Raw genomic sequence first — 20,083 nt, 5'->3', positions numbered from 1 at the left:
GACTTTAAACGCCAAGTCGTCGAGGCCACCTTCCAGCCTGGCGCCTCCGTGTCATTGATCGCTCGCGAACATGACGTCAATGCCAATCTGGTCTTTCGCTGGCGGCAGCAATACCAAGAAGGGCTATTCGGCCCGGTCAGCCAGAGTGCTTCGTTTTTGCCAGTCCAGGTGATCGAGGCGCCAATGGATCTGCCGCCAGTCTTCCAGCCACAGGCAGAGTGTCATTCCGAGATCGCAGTTGAGGTAGGAAAAGCCAAGTTGCGTATCACCGGAGCACCAGACCCGCAGACGCTGCAACTCGTCTTGCAGCAGTTAGTGCGATGATTGCCCCTCCCGCTGGAACCCGTATCTGGATCGCCGCTGGCGTCACGGACATGCGTCGTGGCTTCGACGGTTTGGCGGCCATGGTGCAGACTCAACTGGAAGCCGATCCCTTCTCCGGTCAGATCTTCGCCTTTCGCGGACGGCGTGGTGACCGGATCAAACTGTTGTGGTGGGATGGCGACGGCTTGTGCCTGTTTTGCAAACGGTTGGAGCAAGGACGCTTTGTCTGGCCGCAAGCAACCAGCGGCAGCGTGTCGCTGACGACCGCGCAGTTGTCGATGCTGTTGGAGGGCATTGATTGGCGCCGGCCAATTCGTACAGCACCCGTCCTCGCGGTCTGACTTGCCGCGCTGAAAAAATCCCCAGTAATATTCGGGCATGACCCTCGTGACCGACTCCCTGCCGAATGATCTTCAAGCCTTGAAGGCGCTGATCGCTGCCCAGCACGCAGAGATTGAGCGCTTGAAGATGATGATCGCCAAGCTGCGTCGTACGCAGTTCGGTCGCAGCTCCGAGCAACTGGAAGCGATGATCGACCAGCTCCAGTTGAGCCTTGATGAGCTGCAAATCAGCCAAGCCGAAATGACACCTCCAGTCGAGCCGGCACCTCGCGCAGTTTCGCGCCGTAAACCATTGCCTGAACACCTACCTCGCGAAACCCACGTTCATCAGCCCGAGTCGCAATGCACTGGCTGCGGTGGGACGCTTCGCCATTTAGGTGAGGATGTGTCCGAAGTGCTGGAGTACGTTCCGGCACGTTTCAAAGTCATTCGCCATGTCCGTCCGAAGTGGGTTTGCCGCTGCTGCGAGCACTTCGCCCAGGTGCCGGCACCGAGTCGCCCGATCGCCCGAGGTCTTGCCGGCCCAGGGTTGTTGGCCCATGTGCTGGTCTCGAAGTTTGTCGATCATTTGCCGTTGTATCGGCAGTCCGAGATCTACGCCCGTGAGGGCGTGGAGCTGGAGCGCTCAACCCTGGCCGACTGGGTTGGCCAGAGCAGTCAGTTGCTGCGACCACTGATCAACGCCCTTGAGCACCACGTCATGAGCGGACACAAAGTCCATGCCGACGACACGCCGATTGGCGTGCTCGCGCCGGGCAACGGCAAGACCAAATCGGCGCGCCTGTGGACGTACGTGCGGGACGACCGACCTACGGGGGACGCGACACCGGCGGCGGTCTGGTTTGCCTACTCGCCGGATCGCAAGGGGCAACATCCCCGCGCGCATCTCAAGCGCTTCAGCGGGATCTTGCAGGCGGACGGCTATGCCGGTTTTGCTCAACTATATGCCACGGGCACCATTGAGGAAGCGGCGTGTTGGGCTCACGCCCGGCGCAAGTTTTACGAGGTCTACAAAGACCTGGCTTCACCACTTGCCGCCGAGGCGCTGCAACGGATTGCGGCCCTGTATGCCATCGAAAGCGAGATTCGAGGGCAACCGCCCAACCTGCGAAAAGTGGTTCGGCAAAGCCGAGCCAGTCCGCTGCTGGAACAACTCCACGCGTGGCTCAACCAGACGCTGACTCAACTGTCGAAAAAATCGGCATTGGGCGGTGCGATTCTCTATGCCCTCAATCGGTGGCAGGCCTTGGTGCGCTATTGCGATGACGGGCGAATTGAGATCGACAACAACGCTGCCGAACGCGCGCTACGTGCTGTCGCGCTAGGCAGAAAAAATTATCTGTTCGTCGGTTCCAACGCCGGCGGCGAACGAGCGGCTGCGATTTACAGCCTGGTGGGTTCAGCCAAACTCAACGACCTGAACCCGCAAGCCTATTTGACACACGTGCTGGAGCGCATCGCCGACCACCCGATCAATCGGGTCGACGAACTGCTGCCCTGGAACGTTTCTCTCGCCTCCACGGAACTCTGCGAGGCCGCCTGATCCATGGTCAAAACTGTTCGCTTGCCAAAACCCGAACCTGATTTGTTGCTACTGCACATTGAATTGAAGTGGATCGAACCTGCCATCTGGCGCCGTGTGGCGGTGCCCGAGAACATCACCTTAGGCAAATTGCACGCGGTGATCCAGATCGCAATGGGCTGGCACGATGACCATCTGCATGAGTTTGAAATAGCTGGTGAGAGTTACGGTATTCCCGACTCCGATGGATGGGGGCCTCCCGTGAACTCGGAGACCCGCAAGACTCTGATCAAAGCGTTGAACGGGAAAAGGACATTCCGCTAGGTCTATGACTTTGGCGATGGCTGGGATCACCGGATCAAAGTCGGAAAGAGAAATCCGATGCCCACTCCGTAGGACATTGAGTCGAAATCCAATCACGATGTTCTCATTGGAAGGGTCTGCAACAGATGTCGATTAAGCTCCTGGCCCACGCCGAACGCCTCTTGGACGCTTACGATAGTCAATCCTTGATGCTTGGAGGCCCAATCTTCTGCCGCTGGGATAGATGCGAAGAAATGCACATGGCAACAGAAGGACTGACGAACGTCGGCCGCCTCCTGCGGCAATACCAGTGACACTGCCACGTCGGCAGGTTCAACAGCCTGTATCTCGCTGGGTGAAACCGTAAGCGAAACGGGTGCTCCAGTTGCAGCGCAATGCGACGAGACGCGAGCTGTACGGCCGATTAACGCCGGGAGCATCAGGGTGTCCAGCGCGCACCAGGCATACAGCCGGCGGTTGTCAATTTCCAAGACATGCGACGTCTCGCGCAAGGTGAGGACATAGCCGATGATGTTCCCATCGTTGTCGTATTCGGTACTGGTGGCTTGTTCGAGCACAGCCGCCACTTGCTCAGCGGGCCAGCCAAGAGTCCTGGCAAGCGTAGTTCGCGAAATCGGGCGTCCCTTGGCAAGTTCACCCAGTAGCGCGACCAAGAACTCCGCAAAACCTTTGGGCCGGTTGGTCGGGGTGAGACGTTCGGCGATCTCGGTAATGTAGCGGGCAAATTTCATGGTGCTCTCCATTCATCCAGCGCAGCAGGACAATTGCTTTACGTCCTTGGTGAAAGTCTGCGCCGCGAGCTTCAGGCCCTCGACCATGGTTAGGTAGGGGAACAACTGGTCGGCCAGCTCCTGCACGGTCATGCGGTTGCGAATAGCCAGCACCGCCGTCTGAATCAGCTCGCCCGCTTCCGGGGCCACCGCCTGCACGCCGAGCAACCGACCAGAACCCGCTTCGGCGACCAGCTTGATGAACCCTCGCGTGTCGAAGTTGGCCAGCGCACGCGGCACGTTGTCCAGGCTCAGCGTGCGACTGTCGGTTTCGAGGCCTGCGCGCTGTGCTTCCGCTTCGCTGTAACCGACGGTGGCCACCTGCGGATCGGTGAACACCACCGCCGGCATGGCATCGAGATTAAGCGTAGCTTCGCCGCCGGTCATGTTGATCGCCGCACGGGTGCCAGCCGCCGCCGCGACGTAGACGAACTGCGGCTGGTTGGTGCAGTCGCCGGCTGCATAGATATCCACTGCGCTACTGCGCATGCCCTGATCGATCTGAATGGCGCCGCGTTCATCCAACAGTACACCCGCCGCTTCCAGGTTCAGGCTTTGGGTGTTGGGCGTGCGGCCGGTGGCGACGAACAGTTGGTCGGCGCGCAGTTCACCGTGGTTGGTGGTCAGTACGAATTCGCCGTTGGCGTGGGTCACCTGACTGGCTTGTGTCTGCTCAAGCACGTCGATGCCCTCCATGCGGAAGGCTGCGGTCAGCGCCTCGCCGATGGCCGGATCTTCGCGGAAGAACAGCGAGTTGCGCGCCAGGATGGTGACGCGGCTACCCAGCCGGGCAAAGGCTTGCGCCAGCTCCAAGGCCACCACGGATGAGCCGATCACGGCGAGCCGTTGCGGAATACTGGCGCTGGCCAGTGCCTCCTCCGAGGTCCAATAGGGGGTGTCTTGCAGCCCGCGAATCGGCGGCACGGCCGCACCGGCGCCGGTAGCGATCAGGCAGCGGTCGAACGCGACTTCGCGCCCGCCCCCCTCGACCAGTTCGACGCTGAGCGTGTGGCCGTCCTGGAAGCGAGCGGTGCCACGCAGCACGGTGATGGCTGGTGTGCTCTCCAGAATGCCTTCGTACTTGGCGTGACGCAGTTCGTCGACAAGGCCTTGCTGTTGCGCGAGCAGCCGCTCGCGCAGGACGGTCGGCGGCGTGGCGGGCATTCCGTCATCGAACGGACTCTCGCGGCGCAAATGAGCCACATGCGCGGCGCGAATCATGATTTTCGACGGCACGCAGCCGACGTTGACGCAAGTGCCGCCGATGGTGCCGCGCTCGATCAGAGTGACGCGGGCGCCGGCTTCCACCGCCTTCAAGGCGGCCGCCATTGCCGCACCGCCGCTGCCTATGACTGCAATGTGTAGCGCGTCGCCGTTTTTGCCGACCTCGGTGTCGCTGCGCAACCAGCCCAGCGCCTTATCGAGCTGGCCGGGGCGCGGTTGTAGCGAGGCGACTTCGAACGACGCTTGATACCCAAGGGCCTCGACGGCGGCTTGCATTTGTTCACGGCTGACAGCCGCGTCGGCCGTCATTTCGGCCTTCCCACCGGCGTAGGAGACGTCCGCCCGGTGCACGCCGGAGATTCCCTCCAGAGCATCTCTGACGCGGTCGGCACAGGAGGCGCAGGTCATACCGTGGATTCGCAGTGTGGTCATAGCGTTTACTTCCTCAAATGGGTCTCTTTGCGGCATTACTGTTTTGGCTGTGGTGGGCAGGCACCCGGGGCGCAACGGGGGTGGGCGGGCGACACGAGATCCCAGATCGAGCCCCCAAGCATGAGGGCCAGACCGATATAGAGCAGCCAACCGCTCCGCCAGCCATAAGCCCGCATCAAAAACACCGCAGCCAAGACCAGGACAGGGCCTATCAGGCCGAGTGCAGTTCGCTGCCACTGCCGATGTTTGAGCCAGCCAAGGGAATTGACGAGCAGCGCCAGGGCCGCAAACAAGGGCAGTAGCGTGGTGATGAACAGGCCTTCCCACTGGCTCAAAAAGCCCAGACCGATTGCAGCGCCTAAGCTAGCCAGAGCAGGAAAACACGCGGCGCAGCCTAGGGCTGAAACCAGCACACCGACGGAACTGGCTTTGTCACCGATCCGCGTGAACAGATTGAGAGGATTTCTCATTGGTATTTCCTCCTATTGCTTGATGGTAGATGGATAGCCGGCATCCTCGGTCGCCTTGGTCAGGGCCTCGGAGTTGGTCTTGGCATCGTCGAAGGTCACGATGGCTTCGCGTTTCTCGAAACTCACCTCGGTCTTGGTCACGCCCTCGACCTGGGTCAGCGCTTTCTTGACCGTGATCGGACAGGCGGCGCAGGTCATGCCCGGTACCGACAGGGTGACGGTTTGGATGGCGGCCCACACCGGGGAAACCACGGCAATGAGCGCGAGAGCGGCAAACAGCTTTTTCATGGGAGACTCCTGCCTGATCAGTAAAACAACGGGAGGATGTAGGGGAAACCGAGCGCGACCAGCACGAGTGCCATCACGAGCCAGAAAATGAACTTGTAGGTAGTTCGTACCTGCGGAATTGCGCAGGTCTCACCGGGTTTGCAGGCTTGAGCCGGGCGGAAAATGCGCCGGTAAGCGAAGAACAGCGCCAACAATGCCGCGCCGATGAAAAACGGGCGGTAGGGCTCCAGAACGGTGAGATTACCGATCCAGGCGCCGCTGAAGCCCAGGGCAATTAGCACCAGCGGGCCCAGGCAGCAGGTGGACGCAAGGATCGCCGCCAGACCTCCAGCGAGGAGTGCACCACGGCCCTTTTGTGATTCAGACATGGGTTCAACCTTTCGAATGTTTGATCGATGGGTTAAGGTTATTTCCGTAGTCAGGTACGGAGTCAAGCGGTATGAAAAACACTGCGGAAAGCCTGACCATTGGCGTCTTTGCCAAGGCAGCCGGGGTTAACGTGGAAACCATTCGGTTCTATCAACGCAAAGGGCTGTTGCCCGAACCGGACAAGCCCTACGGCAGCATTCGTCGCTACGGCGAGGCGGATATTGCACGGGTGAAATTCGTGAAGTCCGCACAACGGCTGGGCTTCAGCCTCGATGAAGTGGCCGGACTGTTGCGGCTCGATGACGGTACGCACTGCAATGATGCGCGTGTGCACGCCGAGCAGAAGCTCGAAGACGTGCGGGGGAAACTTGCGGATCTGCGGCGGATCGAGTTGGTCCTGGCGCAGTTGGTTGATGACTGTTGCGCGAGCCACGGGACGGTTAGCTGCCCGCTGATCGATTCGCTGCATGGAATAGATAGCCACGAAAACTTCGCGCCTTAGCCTACGATTTCCCGTTTCATTGCCCCCCTGTTTGTCGGCTTGAACAGGAAAAGAGCGGCGCTCAATGAGCCCCGTTGACTGGCCAAACCTACGGTCTGCTTTTAGCCACGCTCTTACCCTACAGAGCCGAGAGTCCTGATCACTTCGAATGCAAATGATTGGTCAGTTGCAACGCAAATGGGTGGTCAAGTGGGGTGCAATTTCGCAGTTTTTGAGTGTGAGCGCGTCAATCAGCGGTTAAAGGGGATTAAGGTCTGAGATGCAAGGCGGTGTAGTTCGGACGCTTACGCAGAACTACTGTTAGCCTACAGCGAAGTTACGTTGAGCCCAGCCACAGGGAGCAGACTCCTACATACCTTACAGGTTTCCACACCCAGCGACTTCGTTGACGTTCCAACCGGAAAGCATGGAGTGAGCCAACGCCAGATGCTAGACCAAGTGAATACTTAAGAACTCTAGGAAGGGTTGATTGAGGGTGGTGTAGCTGGATTTTCTTTACTCGGCCCCAGCTCAGAGTCAACCTGACTACGTAAGTCCGCTGCAACTGCAGTAGCAAGCATGGCAAAACTTTCCAACCTGCTAATTTTATCGCGTAGACCATCTCGGCGTAACTCTGCCATTTTATCTTCGCTGATGGCTTCGTTGGTGCTCAAACGCTCCAGGAGAAAATCAAACGTTTGTTGATCAGGCTCAGTTGCTGCACCGGCCTCCAAAGCAGCCTTCACCCACGGACTTGCTTGCGAAGCCGCTACTTCACCGGCGGATCGCAGCGCATATTGAATGAGTACACGCGCTGAATAATCGAGGTCGAAAGCAAGCCCCAACCATTTGCTCATCGGTTTATCATCCGTTTCTAACGCAGCGTCTCTCAGAACACGTCGAGAGTACCGATAGTCGTCTCCATGCTCCACGTCTAAAGCCGCCAGTGCTCTGGTTACCGGTTCGATATCTTTAAATGGCTGGAGATGCGGGGGCAGCTTATTACGATGTTCCCAAAGAGTAAGAATGGCTTTGGCGCAGTCGTCTCGTGCGGAAATGGGAACGCCCTCAGGAGCATTTTCAATCGCAGCTATGCGAGCCGAAATGTCATGCGCCATCCACTGCGCAAGAATGTCGTCAGCAAGCTCGAGTTGCGCGATCAGGCGCTTGCCCAATTCCAATACTGCTTTAGAGTGGTCGGCTCGTTGCATCACTGTCCATTAAGTAGTAGCGCACATAGGGATGAGGATAAAGCTCAACGCCATCGTTTTTAGAGCTATCTCGAGAGGGGAGGCGCTGGACCGAAACACTGATCAACAGGCAATCATCCGGGTATTGCTGAAGTAGCAACTGCACCAATTCAGTATTACCACTTAGACGCGTACCCGCAATCGTATCTTGCTCGCGGCCATAACCTACAACGTGAGTCCACGTCTCACTTCGCAGGTGTCCGCCAAACTCAGAACTCCATCTACGACCATCGACTGACGGGTCAAGCGCAAGGTCCGTGATTGTCTGGAAACAAGGCACAATCGCAGGATAGCGCATGCCCACTGCCCACGGATCGTACTCATCCAATCGAGCCGTGCTGCCATCCTGTACTACCCACCCTTTGAGAGAGAAATTGCCAATCTTGAGGTCCTCATGATGATCTGCACAAGGAAGCGAAAACCTGTTGAGCTCCAGTGCCGTTTGAAGCGCAGCAAGTAGAGCATTAGCGCCATTGCGCGACACCCGAGCACTACGAATCGAAACGATTTCATTTTTGTCACGCTCCCCACTGCGCCAATCGCCCCAAAACACATGTAGCCCGTCATCAGACAGCAACTGCTGGTCGAGATAGTTTGAGGACACACTCCAGCACCACGAGTTGTCAAAATAGCCCGCTTTCGGTGGAGGTTCCGACACCAATAGAGGGTCGACCCGATCCGCAAGCCAGCATCCATCAGGTCGCGTCAGCAAGTGACGTTGTATCCAATCATCGAAATCATTTTTTGTGTCATCGACTGCTTGGCGAACCGCCCTTTGCTCTAGTAGCCTGGATGCGACGATCATCATTGCGTGGTACGCCTGATAGGCGCGAAGGTCTTCGGTCGTGGGCATGCCACCGTGGGAATAAATGGTCTCACGCTCACCGAAGATTTTTCTCGCATAGCGGGCATCGTCGCTCCACTTTCCGGTACTGGCATTCAATCGCTCGCGCAGTACCTTCATGGCCCGTCTTTCTGTTGCGATCTGAGTAATGCCAAATACGGATCCAAGCGGCGCGAGCCAGTAAGGACCGATATCGATACCAAAGTGATACTTCTCGTCATCATTGAGGTTAAGCGCATCAAGCGCATTTTCATCCGTGTCCAGATCGTTCCAATCGCTATAAACCTCCATGGGAAGACAGGGCGCATTAACGGAGTCGAGATTTTGGTAGGCCGCCACCACGCTCCCATTTGCGTCTGGAATCAGCCGCAGAGTCTGTGCGGCAAAGGCTCTTAGCAAGACGTGTTCTTCTGCCAAGCACTCCTCTAGAAAAGAAAGGAATGGGATTACCCCCTCTGGATTTTCTCGCGCACCTCGGCGAAGGCCAATCAGGAGCCACTGTCGGGCATGCCATTCGTAGAAAACCAGCCCATGGTCGATAAATGATTGCACAGCCCCCGATGAGGGCCATCTTGCAAGAGCAGACAATAAATCCAGCCAACCCAACTCGACGCATGTCCGTATGGCATGTGCGAACTCCCAACGCGTTGCTACTACGGGAGATCCAAGCCCTACCCAGAGATAACCAGCTACAGCATCTATGCATGATCTCGGAGGGCGTAGGTCTTCACACCAAGATCCATCACCATCCTCAGGGCGTAGTGCATCCTCAAGTAAATCGAGACCAAAGTTTAAAACTTCGTCCGCTTCAGCAGAACTCAAGGAGGATACCAGCGGGTCAATTAGCTGAAACAGCCCATCGGCGCTAAGTGTTTCTATATGAGTGGCATATCCCTCAAGAGTCGCCTCTACGATGTCTCTGTCGGACACTACCGCATGATTAGCAAGCCTCTCAAATGGCAAGTAACTATTCCAGCCACGTCGCACAGTATTCTCAGGTTCCCGCCGGCAAACACACAACACGGCTTCACGGACAGCCGCCCGAAGAGATAGCATTCTGAACGCTGAATCGGGTATTGCGTTAAGCAAATACCTCAATTCAAAAGTACCAAAATCAGCCCAGGCACCGACTGCTTGGATGAATGCCGGCATGCTACCTAAACCAACACGCTTAGTGCCTTCGAAAAAAAACTCCTCGAACTCATATGGTGTATCGTAACTTTTCAGACCACCGTAAGCAGCTCTCAGAGCAGACGAACTCGCCATATCGACTCCATCGAAAAATTGCTGCCATTGCGGAGTATTTTGTACGACGGGCTCATGAACGCCTCTGTCCCATGTGGACGCGGCTGGTTCCTCCGACGCGTCAGACGCCTTGCTGAACGCGGATAAACGCTTCACATCCAAAAACTCAATACCCAACTCATCACTAATCTGTGTAAGTTCCTCCCAAGTTTTTGCGCTATGGCGCTGCAAGCGTATGTACCGATAGGCAATTTGCGCAACTAACTGCGGCTCGAATGGCGGTACGGCCTTTTTGAGAATGCGCTTTAAGTCGTCTAACCTGCTCCAGTCAGCCTGTATGCCCGCTAAGGCGATTGGTGTAATAGCCGGTAAAAAACCGCGCTCCATCAGCAGGTAAATTGATATCGGTAAGAGCCGAGCATCAGACCCAAACCGCCTATCGCGCCAACGGCTTAAGATTGTCAACGTGGATGACGGGCATAGGCAGACTAAGGCTTCAACGGTTCCTGCCCAATCAAAGTGCTTATCACGTGCCACGTACTCGTATGTGAGCTCGGCTACTCTCGATAGCCGATATGCAGACTGAGGTCGCGGTACATCGGAGGAAGCCGCTTTGCCCAAGCTCAGGATTGCAGACCAACGGGACAAGTTCTCATCGCCAATACGACTGGCTATTTCGACTGCTCGACTGAAATAAGCATTTGCTTCGGCTGGACTGGCCGGCAAGATCGCGCGAGCCAAACTTACGTATGAGTTAGTTCTCGTTTCCGCCTCATCTCTCAGCGGCTCCAAAACATCATAAGCCGCAAACGCGAAGTCGAGTGATAGATCGGTAAGCCCTTCGATTCTGGCGGCGATATGACAAAGCTTGGTTAGGGTATCAGGCCATAATGGCAACTCTCGGCTACTGATCCAGCTTTGCAGCGCGGTAATCGTTTGAGGACTTACAGCAGATGCATCGCGTAAAATTTTTAGCCACTCAACCACTGCGGTCTGGCTAACGGCGTGGTCGCGTTCATAACCCTTCGACTCAGCGCTTTCGGAGGCCTTGATCGCAGCCGCAATGCACTCATCCAGGTTGGGGGGAGGACGGCCGCAGCTTGTTTTTATTGAAAGCACGATCCAAGGGAGGACACCACCAACCTGACGCTGAAAAGTACGCGTTTGTTGGTTGCGCCTGTAGCCCTCTGCCTGCTTTAGGTCTTTCTGCACGTCAACGGGAGCAATATCCATCAGGCTGAGCTCATGTCCTCGCAGCTCAGCTTCCAGAGCGTACGCTCGTACCATTGGGACATAATCAGATCTGAATGAGTCGGATAGAAATGTTGGAGGGGATTCAGGGAGATAACGTCTTAGGATCCGCCCCCAAGAATCGCAAGCCGGCGGCAGAGACTGCATTGCAAGTGATAAGGCCGCCTGCACTGCATACAACACCTGCCATCGTTCATCCCATGCACTGGATTCGGGCAATTTTACCCGCCTATCGCCAAGCAGTCGGATGAGGCGGGACAATGGTCCCGGCTGCATGCTGCGACCGGCAGGTGCAATTTCGGCGGCTATACCCAAAAGCAGCCAAACATCGTTATTAGCCGCGTACGCCAAGGCATCCAATTGCGCATGCTCATTTAAGTCTATCAAGCGCCTAGCGACAAGTTTGCCACTCGTCAGCGAGATATTACGGGATCGCCAACGCCTGAGGAAACTCGTAGCCGCCTGCGGCCCCTGAAGTCGTAGCAGCACTAAAGCTAGTTCGGCTCTATCGGGATCTGTGACATTCTCTTGCGGGAGGTCATCCGGAGTACTCCTAGCCCAGGCGTACAACCAGTCCATTGCCATCCGCAACCTACTCGTGGCTTCAGCAGTGAACTCCTGAATTCCAGATAATAGGCCCGCGTCGTAGGCGTGATGGGAGCCCATCCAAGTGGAGTCAAAAGTTCTTCGGGATACCAATTCGTTTATACGGTCTGCTGGCAGCAAAATGGCTGCGATATCGGTATTTTCTTGGATTAGCTTTGTCTGCCGAGACTCCCCTGCGGTTTCCCCCGCGGCCTTCAATGCTATTTTTGCGGCAGGTAGATGAAGACCCTGCTCAAGGCACGCTTTGAGAGCGAACATCAAACGTTGGAGTTCCACATCACGGCGCTCTAATGGCTTAGCTGTTGGTAAACCATCATCCGAAATCGCCAGTAGAATCAACTCTTCCAAACGCTCCGCTGCCAGTAAAATTTGGGGGAGCGTCGAGGCAACGTAAGAGCTTTCATTTGCAAGTGGCCTTAGGCGCTTGAGGAACTGATTCAAACCATCGGTATCCGGCTTGAATGTTTCGCGGAACCAGGTTTCTGCAGGTTCATCGAGAAAGTGAAGACTGTTGCCCTTCACGAAAAGTGGTCGACCAAGATCAAGTGCAAAGCTTCGAACGGCACTCTCCGACGTCCCGGAGATTTTAGCGAGCACTGCAACCGGGATAAGAGGCCGGAGGATTGCTAAACCCTGGCATATCAGATCTATCTGATCTGACTCGACTCCAGCCCGATCTTTGAGTTTATTAACTGCGCGCTGGAGCAGATCACCAATGGCTTGCTCTACGGACGTAGGTTCAGGTCCCAGTTCCCTGAGCATCTCAAGCATCGGCAACTGGCGCTCGAATGCCAGCGCCTGGACGCGAGGATTAGAACTGCTTAAGAAAGCAAACTCGGATACCTCTCCCTGCGTGGCGGCAGGGTAATGCGCTCGCAGGTGTACTGCCGTTTCATCCTCATTGAAAGGCTTAAGCTCAAACTCATGTATTCCAGGAGGGGCGTTTAAGCGATAGCGACGATGTGATCTACAGGTAAGAACGAGGCGCACTCCGCAGGGAAGCGGCGTACGAACCAGATCACGAACAAAGGCACATTCATTTAGCTCTTCAGCAGCCATATCTGCATTGTCGGCAGCGTCAATAAATAAGCAAAGATTGGCTTCAGGTATTCTTGCACGCAGTATCCCGATTGCTTGAGTTAACCGGCCGCAGAATGCCTGCATGTATTGCTTAGCGTCGGCGTGGCTGGAGGGAATAAGTGGATGGCAAAGCCCACGCGCCGAGAGTTCATTTGAAAGTTGTACCAGTGCATCGCGGTGACGATGCCGGTAGTTGAGCGCGTTACGATATAAACCATCCCCAAAGCAATCGTATAGAACTGATTCGGAGCCGTCTGGCATCGACGCGGAAAGGCGCTGTGCTAGGATTGACTTCCCCACACCGCCGTCAGCATGAATGATTACTGGCTGGGTGGAATGCAAGATGGTTTTGAGAATCTCGCGTTCCTGCTCCCGCGGTAAGACATGTTGGAGTTGAATGATTTGGCAAGGTGCCGGTAAAAGCTCCAGCTCGCTTACTTTGAGCGTTCGAAGCACATCATGTCTTCTTATCGCTGGATCTTTCTCAAACTCGCTGCTGGCTTTACGGGTTATGAGTTCTTTCAGTTGAACAGGAGCATCATAGTCAGCATCTGCGAGGTACGCAGCGATGTCTTGAGATAACAGATTTCGCTGGGCCCATAGCCCAGGCTCTCCGCCCTCAACTGAAAACATGCTGAAGAACCCAGAGTTCTGCACCTCCGAGAGTACAGAGTAGCTAGAAAGGGTCTGGTGAATGCTTGGATGACGAGGCTGCTCAGCGTTGGCCAGATCAGCAAGGGCTTCGCTCAGCTTCGAGTCAATTGGGCGATTGGTCGTGAATTCGAAATGAAATTTTCGCTTTAGCTCCGACGCAGAAAATTGTTCGAGAAGCTTTTTATACCGTTTGGTGAACCCTCGAACAGTCTTACTCAAGCCGCTCGCTGTCCATGGATCAACGACTTGCCGGGTGGAGTGCTTCAACTGTATGTAGCGAACGTACCGAGCCGTATTCAACGATTCTGTGCCGTAGTAAAGGCCGACGTCGATTAAATCAACCCCTTCCTCTATCTCGTCATCACTTTCGCGGGCTGAGGGGCCCTCAATGGTTACGGAAGCGAGGTCGCCCGAGCCTGGCAATAAGGCAAGGCACTGCCTAGCGGCCCAATGATAATGAAACTGATCACCATCGCGGCTTGGCCGCACTAAGTCGTTATTAGCCATCGTGACTTTCTCGCGATCCTTCGATATCCCCATAGCTTACAGCACCCTATTATGGCTTTCGCCGGAGAATGCTGATCTAGCACAAAGCACGAACACCGCGACGCCGATTTGCTACTGGCTTCAGAATTGCTGCTATCGAAAATCCATGTGCGATCGACAACAAATGGCAGCCTAGCTCTGAGGCTACTGAGAAACCGCCAGTGCCCATTATTGGGAAAAGCTGCCGATTCGTGAGATGTAACACCTATATCACTTGTAACACCACCATTTAGTCAGAGTACACAGAGGTGTAACTAAACAAAAAGGCAATTAAATCATATAGATAACAATTCATGTAACACCAGTTACACCTGTAACACCTCATTGAAAGCCCCCAAGCCCCGTACCGAAGCGTACCTTCAGCGATAAAGGGTCCAGTTATGCTCTGCGCCTCCAAATGGAGGGCTTGTGTGCGAACTTGCTACGCAAGGAGACATGCGATGTGCCAAAAATTTGCGGGGCCCCTGAGAGTATTGAGGTGGTACGGGGCATAGAACCCGCAGGATCGTGTTAGCGGATAGTCACCCAGCTTAGTGAACAGGTGAACCCGGTGAACTCCAGTTCACCTGTGCATTTGCCCTACCGTTTGGCCCCTCTGCGAGCACCATTACCAATACGGTAACGATGCCCTCTTCTCTTCAAGATCCTTTCAATTTCAACATTGAAATTTCAGTAAGCTGGCACGGCTGTCGCTAACGCGGTCCCGCGGGTTTCACGCCCCGTGCTATAGAAAATTGTCCAGGGTCCCCGGCAGTTATCTGTCGTGGCTAGAGTCAATAGAATAAATTGACATCATATTCACCTCGCAAGGATCAGCAAAAATGCCGGTATGGGACCTGAAACAACTTAGATCATCAGTTGAATGTCTTTACGGACGAGACCAGAAGTCAGCAATCGCTCCCTCACTGGATTCCATTCATCAACGCCGAGAATTTGCCAGATATCACTACCACGAAGCCCGACGTTTAATTGGAGACGTAGCCACTTCAGAAGACAGTGAAATGCAGATAATGCAACTCATAATGGGAGCGGATGAAGAAGCTAGCGCCGCATTCCAGAAAGCGAGCTTTCAAGCCGCTGCCCACATCACCGCATGTCTACAGAGCATGCACACAGTCGCAGACCTGCTAAGCCATACCCTGTATTACGCCTTTGGCATGAACCTAGACCCGAGCAAAACCATAGAAGCGCACAAGATAGGAATACGGTCGGTGTCCCGTAATCTCCCTGAAGGCGAACTAAAGCGGCATTTGAAAACACTGGTTGAACACGATGATTTCATCTATTTGTCAGCGATCACAAACCACTCAAAGCATCGGAGCGTCGTCAAAACCAACTATTCGCTCGACTGCACCGGTGACAGCGAGATGCCACACGGGCTGAAATTTTCGCGCTTTGAGTATGGGGGGGAAATCTATCCGGAGCGCTGGGTTACACCCACGCTGGAGTCGGAATACAAGCGCCAAGCTGAAATCGTCGTAAGCGTTGGGATAGCTCTTAACGCTGCATTAGACGCAAATATCTGATGATCAAATCCTTGCGACATCCTATGCAGCAAGGTGCTTCGTGTATGCCTACGTGTATGCCTAACCGAATCCAACTCAACGATACCCAGCAAATACGGCTCCTTCCTTGCTCAGTTCAAACGACGCCGGGCACCAGATATGATGAGAAAGCCCCAAGTCGAAAGGCCTGGGGCTTTTTTGCATCTTGGGATCTGGATGTCTTTGTCTCTGAATGCTTCCGGCATAAGCGTGGGCGACTCCATCACGGTACATTGCTCGCCGCCAGAAGCACGAAGAACCGCAGAATGATGCGGGTCGCACGCTGAGCCTCAACTGGAATACAACAAAAGACTGCCACGCAGCAGCCAGGATGGTTTATCAATGATGCAGGGTTATCCAAAGCCTTGGCAAAGCTATCAGGAACAGCTTGATCGGATCATCGCGCGTGGCATGGTCGTTACTGACCCACCTAAAGCCCTGGAATATCTGGAGCGTATTGGTTACTACCGTCTCAGCGGCTACTGGTTTGCCTTTCGCGAACGCACAGAGCTCTGTTGTCCGCTTCTACAACACAGGAATCAAAAACCCTCTAAGACGAAGCCTACACGACTCCCCCTCGATACATTCAAGCCCGGTACCACTTTTCAGAATGCGATCGATCTGTATGTCTTCGATAAGAAGCTCCGTCTGTTAACTCTGGATGCGCTGGAACGTATAGAAATAGCACTCCGAGTAGATATTTCTCACACCTTGGGCGGGCACGATAAATTTGCCTACCTGAAACCCCAACTATTCCATGACAGCTTCTCTATCCAACTGGATGGAAAGACTGGCTTGACCAAACATCATGGGTGGGTCGGCAAACACGCAGCATTGATCAACCGCTCGAACGAAGACTTCATCCGTCACAACAAAGAAAAATACGGTTTACCGTTGGCGGTCTGGGTGGCATGTGAGGTATGGGACTTTGGCACATTGTCGACCCTCTACTCAGGCATGGCCGAACGGGATCAGGACACTATTTCCATGGCATATGGCATCAGCAATGGACGAGTCTTCGCCAGTTGGTTACGCAGCCTGAACTACTTGCGGAATGTATGCGCTCATCACAGTCGCCTGTGGAACCGCAACATCGTTGACCAGCCAAAACTGCCGCCCGCTGAGCAAGCGCCTTCGTTATCAGCGTTTCACGATGATGTGCACCGGCGCGCTCGACCATTTATGTTGCTGTGCATCACCCAACACCTGATGCGAGTTATCAATCCATCTTCGAGCTGGGGAAGTCGACTGAAAACACTGTTGGAACATGACTTTCCAGACCTGCACCATCTTGAGTTGAATCTGGAAGGCATGGGCGTCGACCGCAATTGGCAGTTACGCGACTGGTAATTGCAAAAAGCCGGCAATAAAAAACCCCTGAGCAGTCTCAGCGCCGAAGCGCATTAACCGACAGGGGCCGTGTTGCAGGAATTATAAAGGCTGCCGATCTCTCGTCAACCTGCAGCAGTACACCTTCAGGCTACTTTCGCATGGACTCGAGTCGCGCCGGCAGATCTTCCCCGGGGAAGCGCTTGTGCAACGCCAACAGCTTTTCATCCGCCGCCTTGGTCTCCCCAACCTCACGCAGGTTGAGGATCTCCTGCAACCCCTCCTCCAACGAAGGCAACACCACCGGCGCGCGCTTGCTGAGCTTGGCGCTCGACTCATCCGCCATCGAGCCCATGACTTGCGCACTTTCGGCCTTAGGCGCGATGGCCAGTCGGGCCACGGGCGCCGGCGCGGACATCGGTGGCGCAGCGACAGGGGCGGCTTGCTCATGCAGCGCAGAGAAGGTCGCGGTGGAGATTTCAGGTTGCGGTACAGGTGAGCGCATTACCACGCCGATCATGAGCGCCAAGCCTGCAACCGTGGCGAACGCCATTTGCCAGCGTGGCCGTTGGCAGGCGTGCAGCCAGCGTTGCCACAGGTTCGGTTGCGGTGCTGGGGCTTCGCGGCGGGCGGCGTTGAGGATGAAGGCGTCGAGGGACGCTGGCGGCTCGCCGGTGCTGTGTTGACGCATGTGCTGGAGCAGCACGTCGTCGGGGTCCGGGGTGTGTCGGGAGTCGGTCATGCGGGTATCTCCTCGGCCAGCAGGCGGCGCAGTTTCTGCTGGGCGTAACGCAGGCGGCTTTTGACGGTTTCCAGCGGGGTGCCGGTGAGGGCGGCGATTTGCGGGACTTCGAGGTCGCCATGCAGGCGCAGCAGGAAGACTTCGCGCTGGTCCTCGGGCAAGTCTTGCAGCGCAGCATCGAGCCGCGCCTGGTCACGGCTCAGGCTCAGTTGCTGCTCGGGGCCGGCGCTGTCGTCGGCCTGGGCGTGCAGTTGCTCGTCGTAGCTGTCGTGCAGCGGGTTGTGGATGCCGTGCTTGCGCCAGTAATCGATCAGGCGGTTGCGGGCGATCTGGAACAACCATGTACGAAAACTCGCCCGGCCTTGTGGCTGGGTGGCGCTGCGGATCAGGCTGAGCCAGGTCTCCTGGTAGATTTCCTCGGCCAGTTCGGCCTTGTTGCTCAAGGACACGAGGAATCGGTACAGGCCCTGGCGGTGCCGGGCGTACAGGGCTTCGAACGCGGCGCTGTCGCCGGTTCGGTAGCGGGCCAGCAGCGCTTCGTCGCTGGGTGAATCATCGGGTACGGCCATGTAGGTGGCGAACTCCTTTCGATGGATCAATGCAGATTTCCTGTGGGAGCCGGGCTTGCCCGCGATGCAGACGCTTCGGTGTTTCAGTCACACCGCATTGATGCTATCGCAGGCAAGCCAGCTCCCACATTGGATCGACGCTGCAGACAAATTCAGTGTTTGAGGCTTTGAGCCAGCTCCACCAACTGCACGAACTCGTTACGCAAGCCGAACGGGTCATTGCCTCGGGCTGAGCGGGCCAGTGCGGCAGTGTCCTGCAGGCTCATGCTGCCAGTGTAGCGGCCATCGCCCTTGAGCTGTTGGGCGAAAGCGGCCACGGCTGCCGCGAAGCGCAGGTCATCGCTGGCTTTGGTGGACTCATTACTGATGGGCCGCTCGATCAGTTGGCTTTCACCACCCGCCGCAGGCTTGTAGCGCACACGCAGCATCGCCAGCTCTGTGGATTTATCTTCGGCGGTCGACGCAGCGGCGTAGCGTAAGGGTTCCAGCCAACCCTTCTGGCCCTTCGGCACAATTTCGTACAGTGCAGTGACCGTATGCCCTGCGCCAATTTCACCCGCGTCGACCTTGTCGTTGTTGAAATCCTCACGCTTCAGGGCGCGGTTTTCATAGCCCAGCAGGCGATATTCGCTGACACGCGCAGGGTTGAATTCCACCTGCAGTTTCACGTCCCGAGCCACAATCGCCAGGGTCGAACTGAGTTGGTCCACCAGTACCTTGCGCGCTTCGCGCAGGTTGTCGATGTAGGCGTAGTTACCGTCGCCCGCATCAGCCAGCTGTTCCATCAGGTGTTCGTTATAGTTATCCACACCGAACCCCAGCGTGGTGAGGGACACGCCGCTTTTGCGCTGCTCAGCCGCCATCTGCTTGAGGCTGTCGAAGTCGCTGATGCCGACGTTGAAGTCACCGTCGGTCGCCAGCAGGATGCGGTTGATGCCCTTGTCGATAAACCCTTCGCGGGCCATCTGGTAGGCCAGTTCGATGCCGGATGCGCCCGCCGTTGAGCCGCCGGCAGTGAGTTGGTCGATCGCGTTGCGGATTTTCACCTTGTCCCGTCCGGACGTGGGCTTGAGTACCACACGGGATTCCCCGGCGTAGACCACCAATGAAACGCGGTCCTGTTCACGCAACTGATCCACCAGCAATTTCAGCGTACTTTTCACCAGTGGCAAGCCTTCGCGGCGATCCATGGAACCGGACACATCCACCAGGAACACAAGGTTGGCCGGCGCCAACTGCGCCACGGCGCGGTCGGAGGCCTTGATGCCGATGCGCAGCAATTGTGTGTGAGGGTTCCAAGGTGTGGCGGCGACTTCGGTGGTCACGCCAAAGGGCGAGCCGTCGGTGGGCAGCGCGTAGTGGTAGGGGAAATAGTTGACCATTTCCTCCAGTCGTACAGCACCGTCGGGCGGCAGGCTGCCTTGGTTGAGGAAACGTCTTACGTTGGCGTAACTGCCGGTGTCGACGTCGACACTGAAGGTAGACACCGGCGTTTCAGCCACGCGATGCACCGGGTTGTCCGGCAGGTTTTCGTAGTGTTCGCGAGGTTCGCTGCGGTAATCCATCGCCGCGGACTCCTGCATCACCATTCTGGCGCTCATGGGTGCGGGCATGGACATGCGTTTAGCTAACGCGCCTTGCACGGGAATGCTTTGCAACTCGGAAACAGGCGCCGCTTCGTCACGCTTGGCCACATCATGGGAAGAGGACAGCCCACAACCGGTCAGCGTCACCAGCAAGGTAACCGCAAAGCCCTGGGCAGCAGGACGCAGGAAGAGCAGAGGACGGGACATGGGCTAAACCTCGTGAATGAATGATCCGTTCACAAGGTCAGACGCAAGGCGATGGCTGTTCGGGTTAAACCGTTCGGCGGGACAG

16 protein-coding genes and 1 pseudogene are annotated in these 20,083 nt (G+C 56.1%); 7 read left to right on the top strand and 10 right to left on the bottom strand.

All coding sequences use genetic code 11. From position 1 onward, the window contains the following. Nucleotides 1–27 precede the first annotated feature (27 nt). From WH299_RS29675 to WH299_RS16010, 4 genes and pseudogenes are all read left to right on the top strand, one after another. Nucleotides 28–324: pseudogene (locus WH299_RS29675) on the top strand (transposase); the annotation flags it as partial. Beyond that, nucleotides 321–665, top strand: a complete 345-nt coding sequence (gene tnpB / locus WH299_RS16020; RefSeq protein WP_003425037.1) for an IS66 family insertion sequence element accessory protein TnpB — start codon at nucleotides 321–323, stop codon at nucleotides 663–665. The pseudogene WH299_RS29675 and the gene tnpB, both read left to right, overlap by 4 nt. Before the next feature lie 37 nt (nucleotides 666–702). Then, entirely contained in the window at nucleotides 703–2,208 is a 1,506-nt protein-coding gene (gene tnpC, locus WH299_RS16015) for an IS66 family transposase (protein ID WP_003425038.1), read from the top strand. A 3-nt stretch (nucleotides 2,209–2,211) separates the two neighbouring features. After that, a complete protein-coding gene (locus WH299_RS16010) occupies nucleotides 2,212–2,511 on the top strand; it encodes a plasmid pRiA4b ORF-3 family protein (protein ID WP_003425039.1) in 300 nt (99 codons plus the stop codon). Between the two features lie 92 nt (nucleotides 2,512–2,603). Here the strand turns inward: WH299_RS16010 and merB are convergent, their stop codons facing one another. The 5 genes from merB to merT are packed head-to-tail and all read right to left on the bottom strand — an operon-like array spanning nucleotide 2,604 to nucleotide 6,063. Then, nucleotides 2,604–3,242, bottom strand: coding sequence for an organomercurial lyase MerB (gene merB / locus WH299_RS16005; protein WP_003425042.1), 639 nt, complete (start codon nucleotides 3,240–3,242; stop codon nucleotides 2,604–2,606). Nucleotides 3,243–3,254: 12 nt separating this feature from the next. Continuing rightward, nucleotides 3,255–4,937, bottom strand: coding sequence for a mercury(II) reductase (gene merA, locus WH299_RS16000; RefSeq protein ID WP_003425044.1), 1,683 nt, complete (start codon nucleotides 4,935–4,937; stop codon nucleotides 3,255–3,257). Nucleotides 4,938–4,972: 35 nt separating this feature from the next. Next, on the bottom strand, nucleotides 4,973–5,407 hold the full coding sequence (gene merC, locus WH299_RS15995) for an organomercurial transporter MerC (protein ID WP_003425046.1): 435 nt from the start codon (nucleotides 5,405–5,407) through the stop codon (nucleotides 4,973–4,975). 12 nt (nucleotides 5,408–5,419) lie between these two features. After that, nucleotides 5,420–5,695, bottom strand: coding sequence for a mercury resistance system periplasmic binding protein MerP (merP, locus tag WH299_RS15990; protein WP_003425048.1), 276 nt, complete (start codon nucleotides 5,693–5,695; stop codon nucleotides 5,420–5,422). 17 nt (nucleotides 5,696–5,712) lie between these two features. Beyond that, nucleotides 5,713–6,063, bottom strand: a complete 351-nt coding sequence (gene merT / locus WH299_RS15985; RefSeq protein WP_003425049.1) for a mercuric ion transporter MerT — start codon at nucleotides 6,061–6,063, stop codon at nucleotides 5,713–5,715. Nucleotides 6,064–6,134: 71 nt separating this feature from the next. Here merT and merR point away from each other — a divergent pair, with 71 nt between their 5' ends. After that, entirely contained in the window at nucleotides 6,135–6,566 is a 432-nt protein-coding gene (gene merR / locus WH299_RS15980; RefSeq protein ID WP_003425050.1) for an Hg(II)-responsive transcriptional regulator, read from the top strand. 455 nt (nucleotides 6,567–7,021) lie between these two features. On the opposite strand, the gene WH299_RS15975 is transcribed toward merR, so the two are convergent. Further along, nucleotides 7,022–7,756: a hypothetical protein gene (locus WH299_RS15975; RefSeq protein WP_339550765.1), complete on the bottom strand. Its 735-nt coding sequence runs from the start codon at nucleotides 7,754–7,756 to the stop codon at nucleotides 7,022–7,024. Next, nucleotides 7,734–13,982: a hypothetical protein gene (locus WH299_RS15970; RefSeq protein WP_339550764.1), complete on the bottom strand. Its 6,249-nt coding sequence runs from the start codon at nucleotides 13,980–13,982 to the stop codon at nucleotides 7,734–7,736. Before WH299_RS15970 ends, WH299_RS15975 begins: the two co-directional genes overlap by 23 nt. 860 nt (nucleotides 13,983–14,842) lie before the next feature. Between WH299_RS15970 and WH299_RS15965 the strand changes: the two genes are divergently transcribed. Both WH299_RS15965 and WH299_RS15960 read left to right on the top strand, forming a co-directional pair. Then, a complete protein-coding gene (locus WH299_RS15965; protein WP_339550762.1) occupies nucleotides 14,843–15,547 on the top strand; it encodes a hypothetical protein in 705 nt (234 codons plus the stop codon). 360 nt (nucleotides 15,548–15,907) lie between these two features. Continuing rightward, entirely contained in the window at nucleotides 15,908–16,915 is a 1,008-nt protein-coding gene (locus WH299_RS15960) for an Abi family protein (protein WP_339550761.1), read from the top strand. Nucleotides 16,916–17,045: 130 nt separating this feature from the next. Here the strand turns inward: WH299_RS15960 and WH299_RS15955 are convergent, their stop codons facing one another. The 3 genes from WH299_RS15955 to WH299_RS15945 form a co-directional block, all read right to left on the bottom strand. Beyond that, entirely contained in the window at nucleotides 17,046–17,636 is a 591-nt protein-coding gene (locus tag WH299_RS15955; RefSeq protein ID WP_339550760.1) for a hypothetical protein, read from the bottom strand. Then, nucleotides 17,633–18,205, bottom strand: coding sequence for an RNA polymerase sigma factor (locus tag WH299_RS15950; RefSeq protein WP_028615244.1), 573 nt, complete (start codon nucleotides 18,203–18,205; stop codon nucleotides 17,633–17,635). Before WH299_RS15950 ends, WH299_RS15955 begins: the two co-directional genes overlap by 4 nt. Nucleotides 18,206–18,357: 152 nt before the next feature. Next, the gene (locus WH299_RS15945; RefSeq protein WP_122730225.1) at nucleotides 18,358–19,998 is read right to left on the bottom strand and encodes a YfbK domain-containing protein; all 1,641 of its coding nucleotides are present in this window, start codon (nucleotides 19,996–19,998) and stop codon (nucleotides 18,358–18,360) included. Nucleotides 19,999–20,083 lie beyond the last annotated feature (85 nt).

Source organism: Pseudomonas sp. MYb541, assembly GCF_037479595.1.
GTDB lineage: Bacteria > Pseudomonadota > Gammaproteobacteria > Pseudomonadales > Pseudomonadaceae > Aquipseudomonas > Aquipseudomonas canadensis.
Note: the sequence above shows the minus strand (reverse complement) of the source record. Positions and strands in the feature narration are given on the sequence as shown.

Bases quoted from the DNA above. Each gene is read 5' to 3' on its own strand.
- tnpB (WP_003425037.1), top strand. From the start codon at position 321: ATGATTGCCCCTCCCGCTGGAACCCGTATCTGGATCGCCGCTGGCGTC.
- tnpC (WP_003425038.1), top strand. From the start codon at position 703: ATGACCCTCGTGACCGACTCCCTGCCGAATGATCTTCAAGCCTTGAAG.
- WH299_RS16010 (WP_003425039.1), top strand. From the start codon at position 2,212: ATGGTCAAAACTGTTCGCTTGCCAAAACCCGAACCTGATTTGTTGCTA.
- merB (WP_003425042.1), bottom strand. From the start codon at position 3,242: ATGAAATTTGCCCGCTACATTACCGAGATCGCCGAACGTCTCACCCCG.
- merA (WP_003425044.1), bottom strand. From the start codon at position 4,937: ATGACCACACTGCGAATCCACGGTATGACCTGCGCCTCCTGTGCCGAC.
- merC (WP_003425046.1), bottom strand. From the start codon at position 5,407: ATGAGAAATCCTCTCAATCTGTTCACGCGGATCGGTGACAAAGCCAGT.
- merP (WP_003425048.1), bottom strand. From the start codon at position 5,695: ATGAAAAAGCTGTTTGCCGCTCTCGCGCTCATTGCCGTGGTTTCCCCG.
- merT (WP_003425049.1), bottom strand. From the start codon at position 6,063: ATGTCTGAATCACAAAAGGGCCGTGGTGCACTCCTCGCTGGAGGTCTG.
- merR (WP_003425050.1), top strand. From the start codon at position 6,135: ATGAAAAACACTGCGGAAAGCCTGACCATTGGCGTCTTTGCCAAGGCA.
- WH299_RS15975 (WP_339550765.1), bottom strand. From the start codon at position 7,756: ATGCAACGAGCCGACCACTCTAAAGCAGTATTGGAATTGGGCAAGCGC.
- WH299_RS15970 (WP_339550764.1), bottom strand. From the start codon at position 13,982: ATGGCTAATAACGACTTAGTGCGGCCAAGCCGCGATGGTGATCAGTTT.
- WH299_RS15965 (WP_339550762.1), top strand. From the start codon at position 14,843: ATGCCGGTATGGGACCTGAAACAACTTAGATCATCAGTTGAATGTCTT.
- WH299_RS15960 (WP_339550761.1), top strand. From the start codon at position 15,908: ATGATGCAGGGTTATCCAAAGCCTTGGCAAAGCTATCAGGAACAGCTT.
- WH299_RS15955 (WP_339550760.1), bottom strand. From the start codon at position 17,636: ATGACCGACTCCCGACACACCCCGGACCCCGACGACGTGCTGCTCCAG.
- WH299_RS15950 (WP_028615244.1), bottom strand. From the start codon at position 18,205: ATGGCCGTACCCGATGATTCACCCAGCGACGAAGCGCTGCTGGCCCGC.
- WH299_RS15945 (WP_122730225.1), bottom strand. From the start codon at position 19,998: ATGTCCCGTCCTCTGCTCTTCCTGCGTCCTGCTGCCCAGGGCTTTGCG.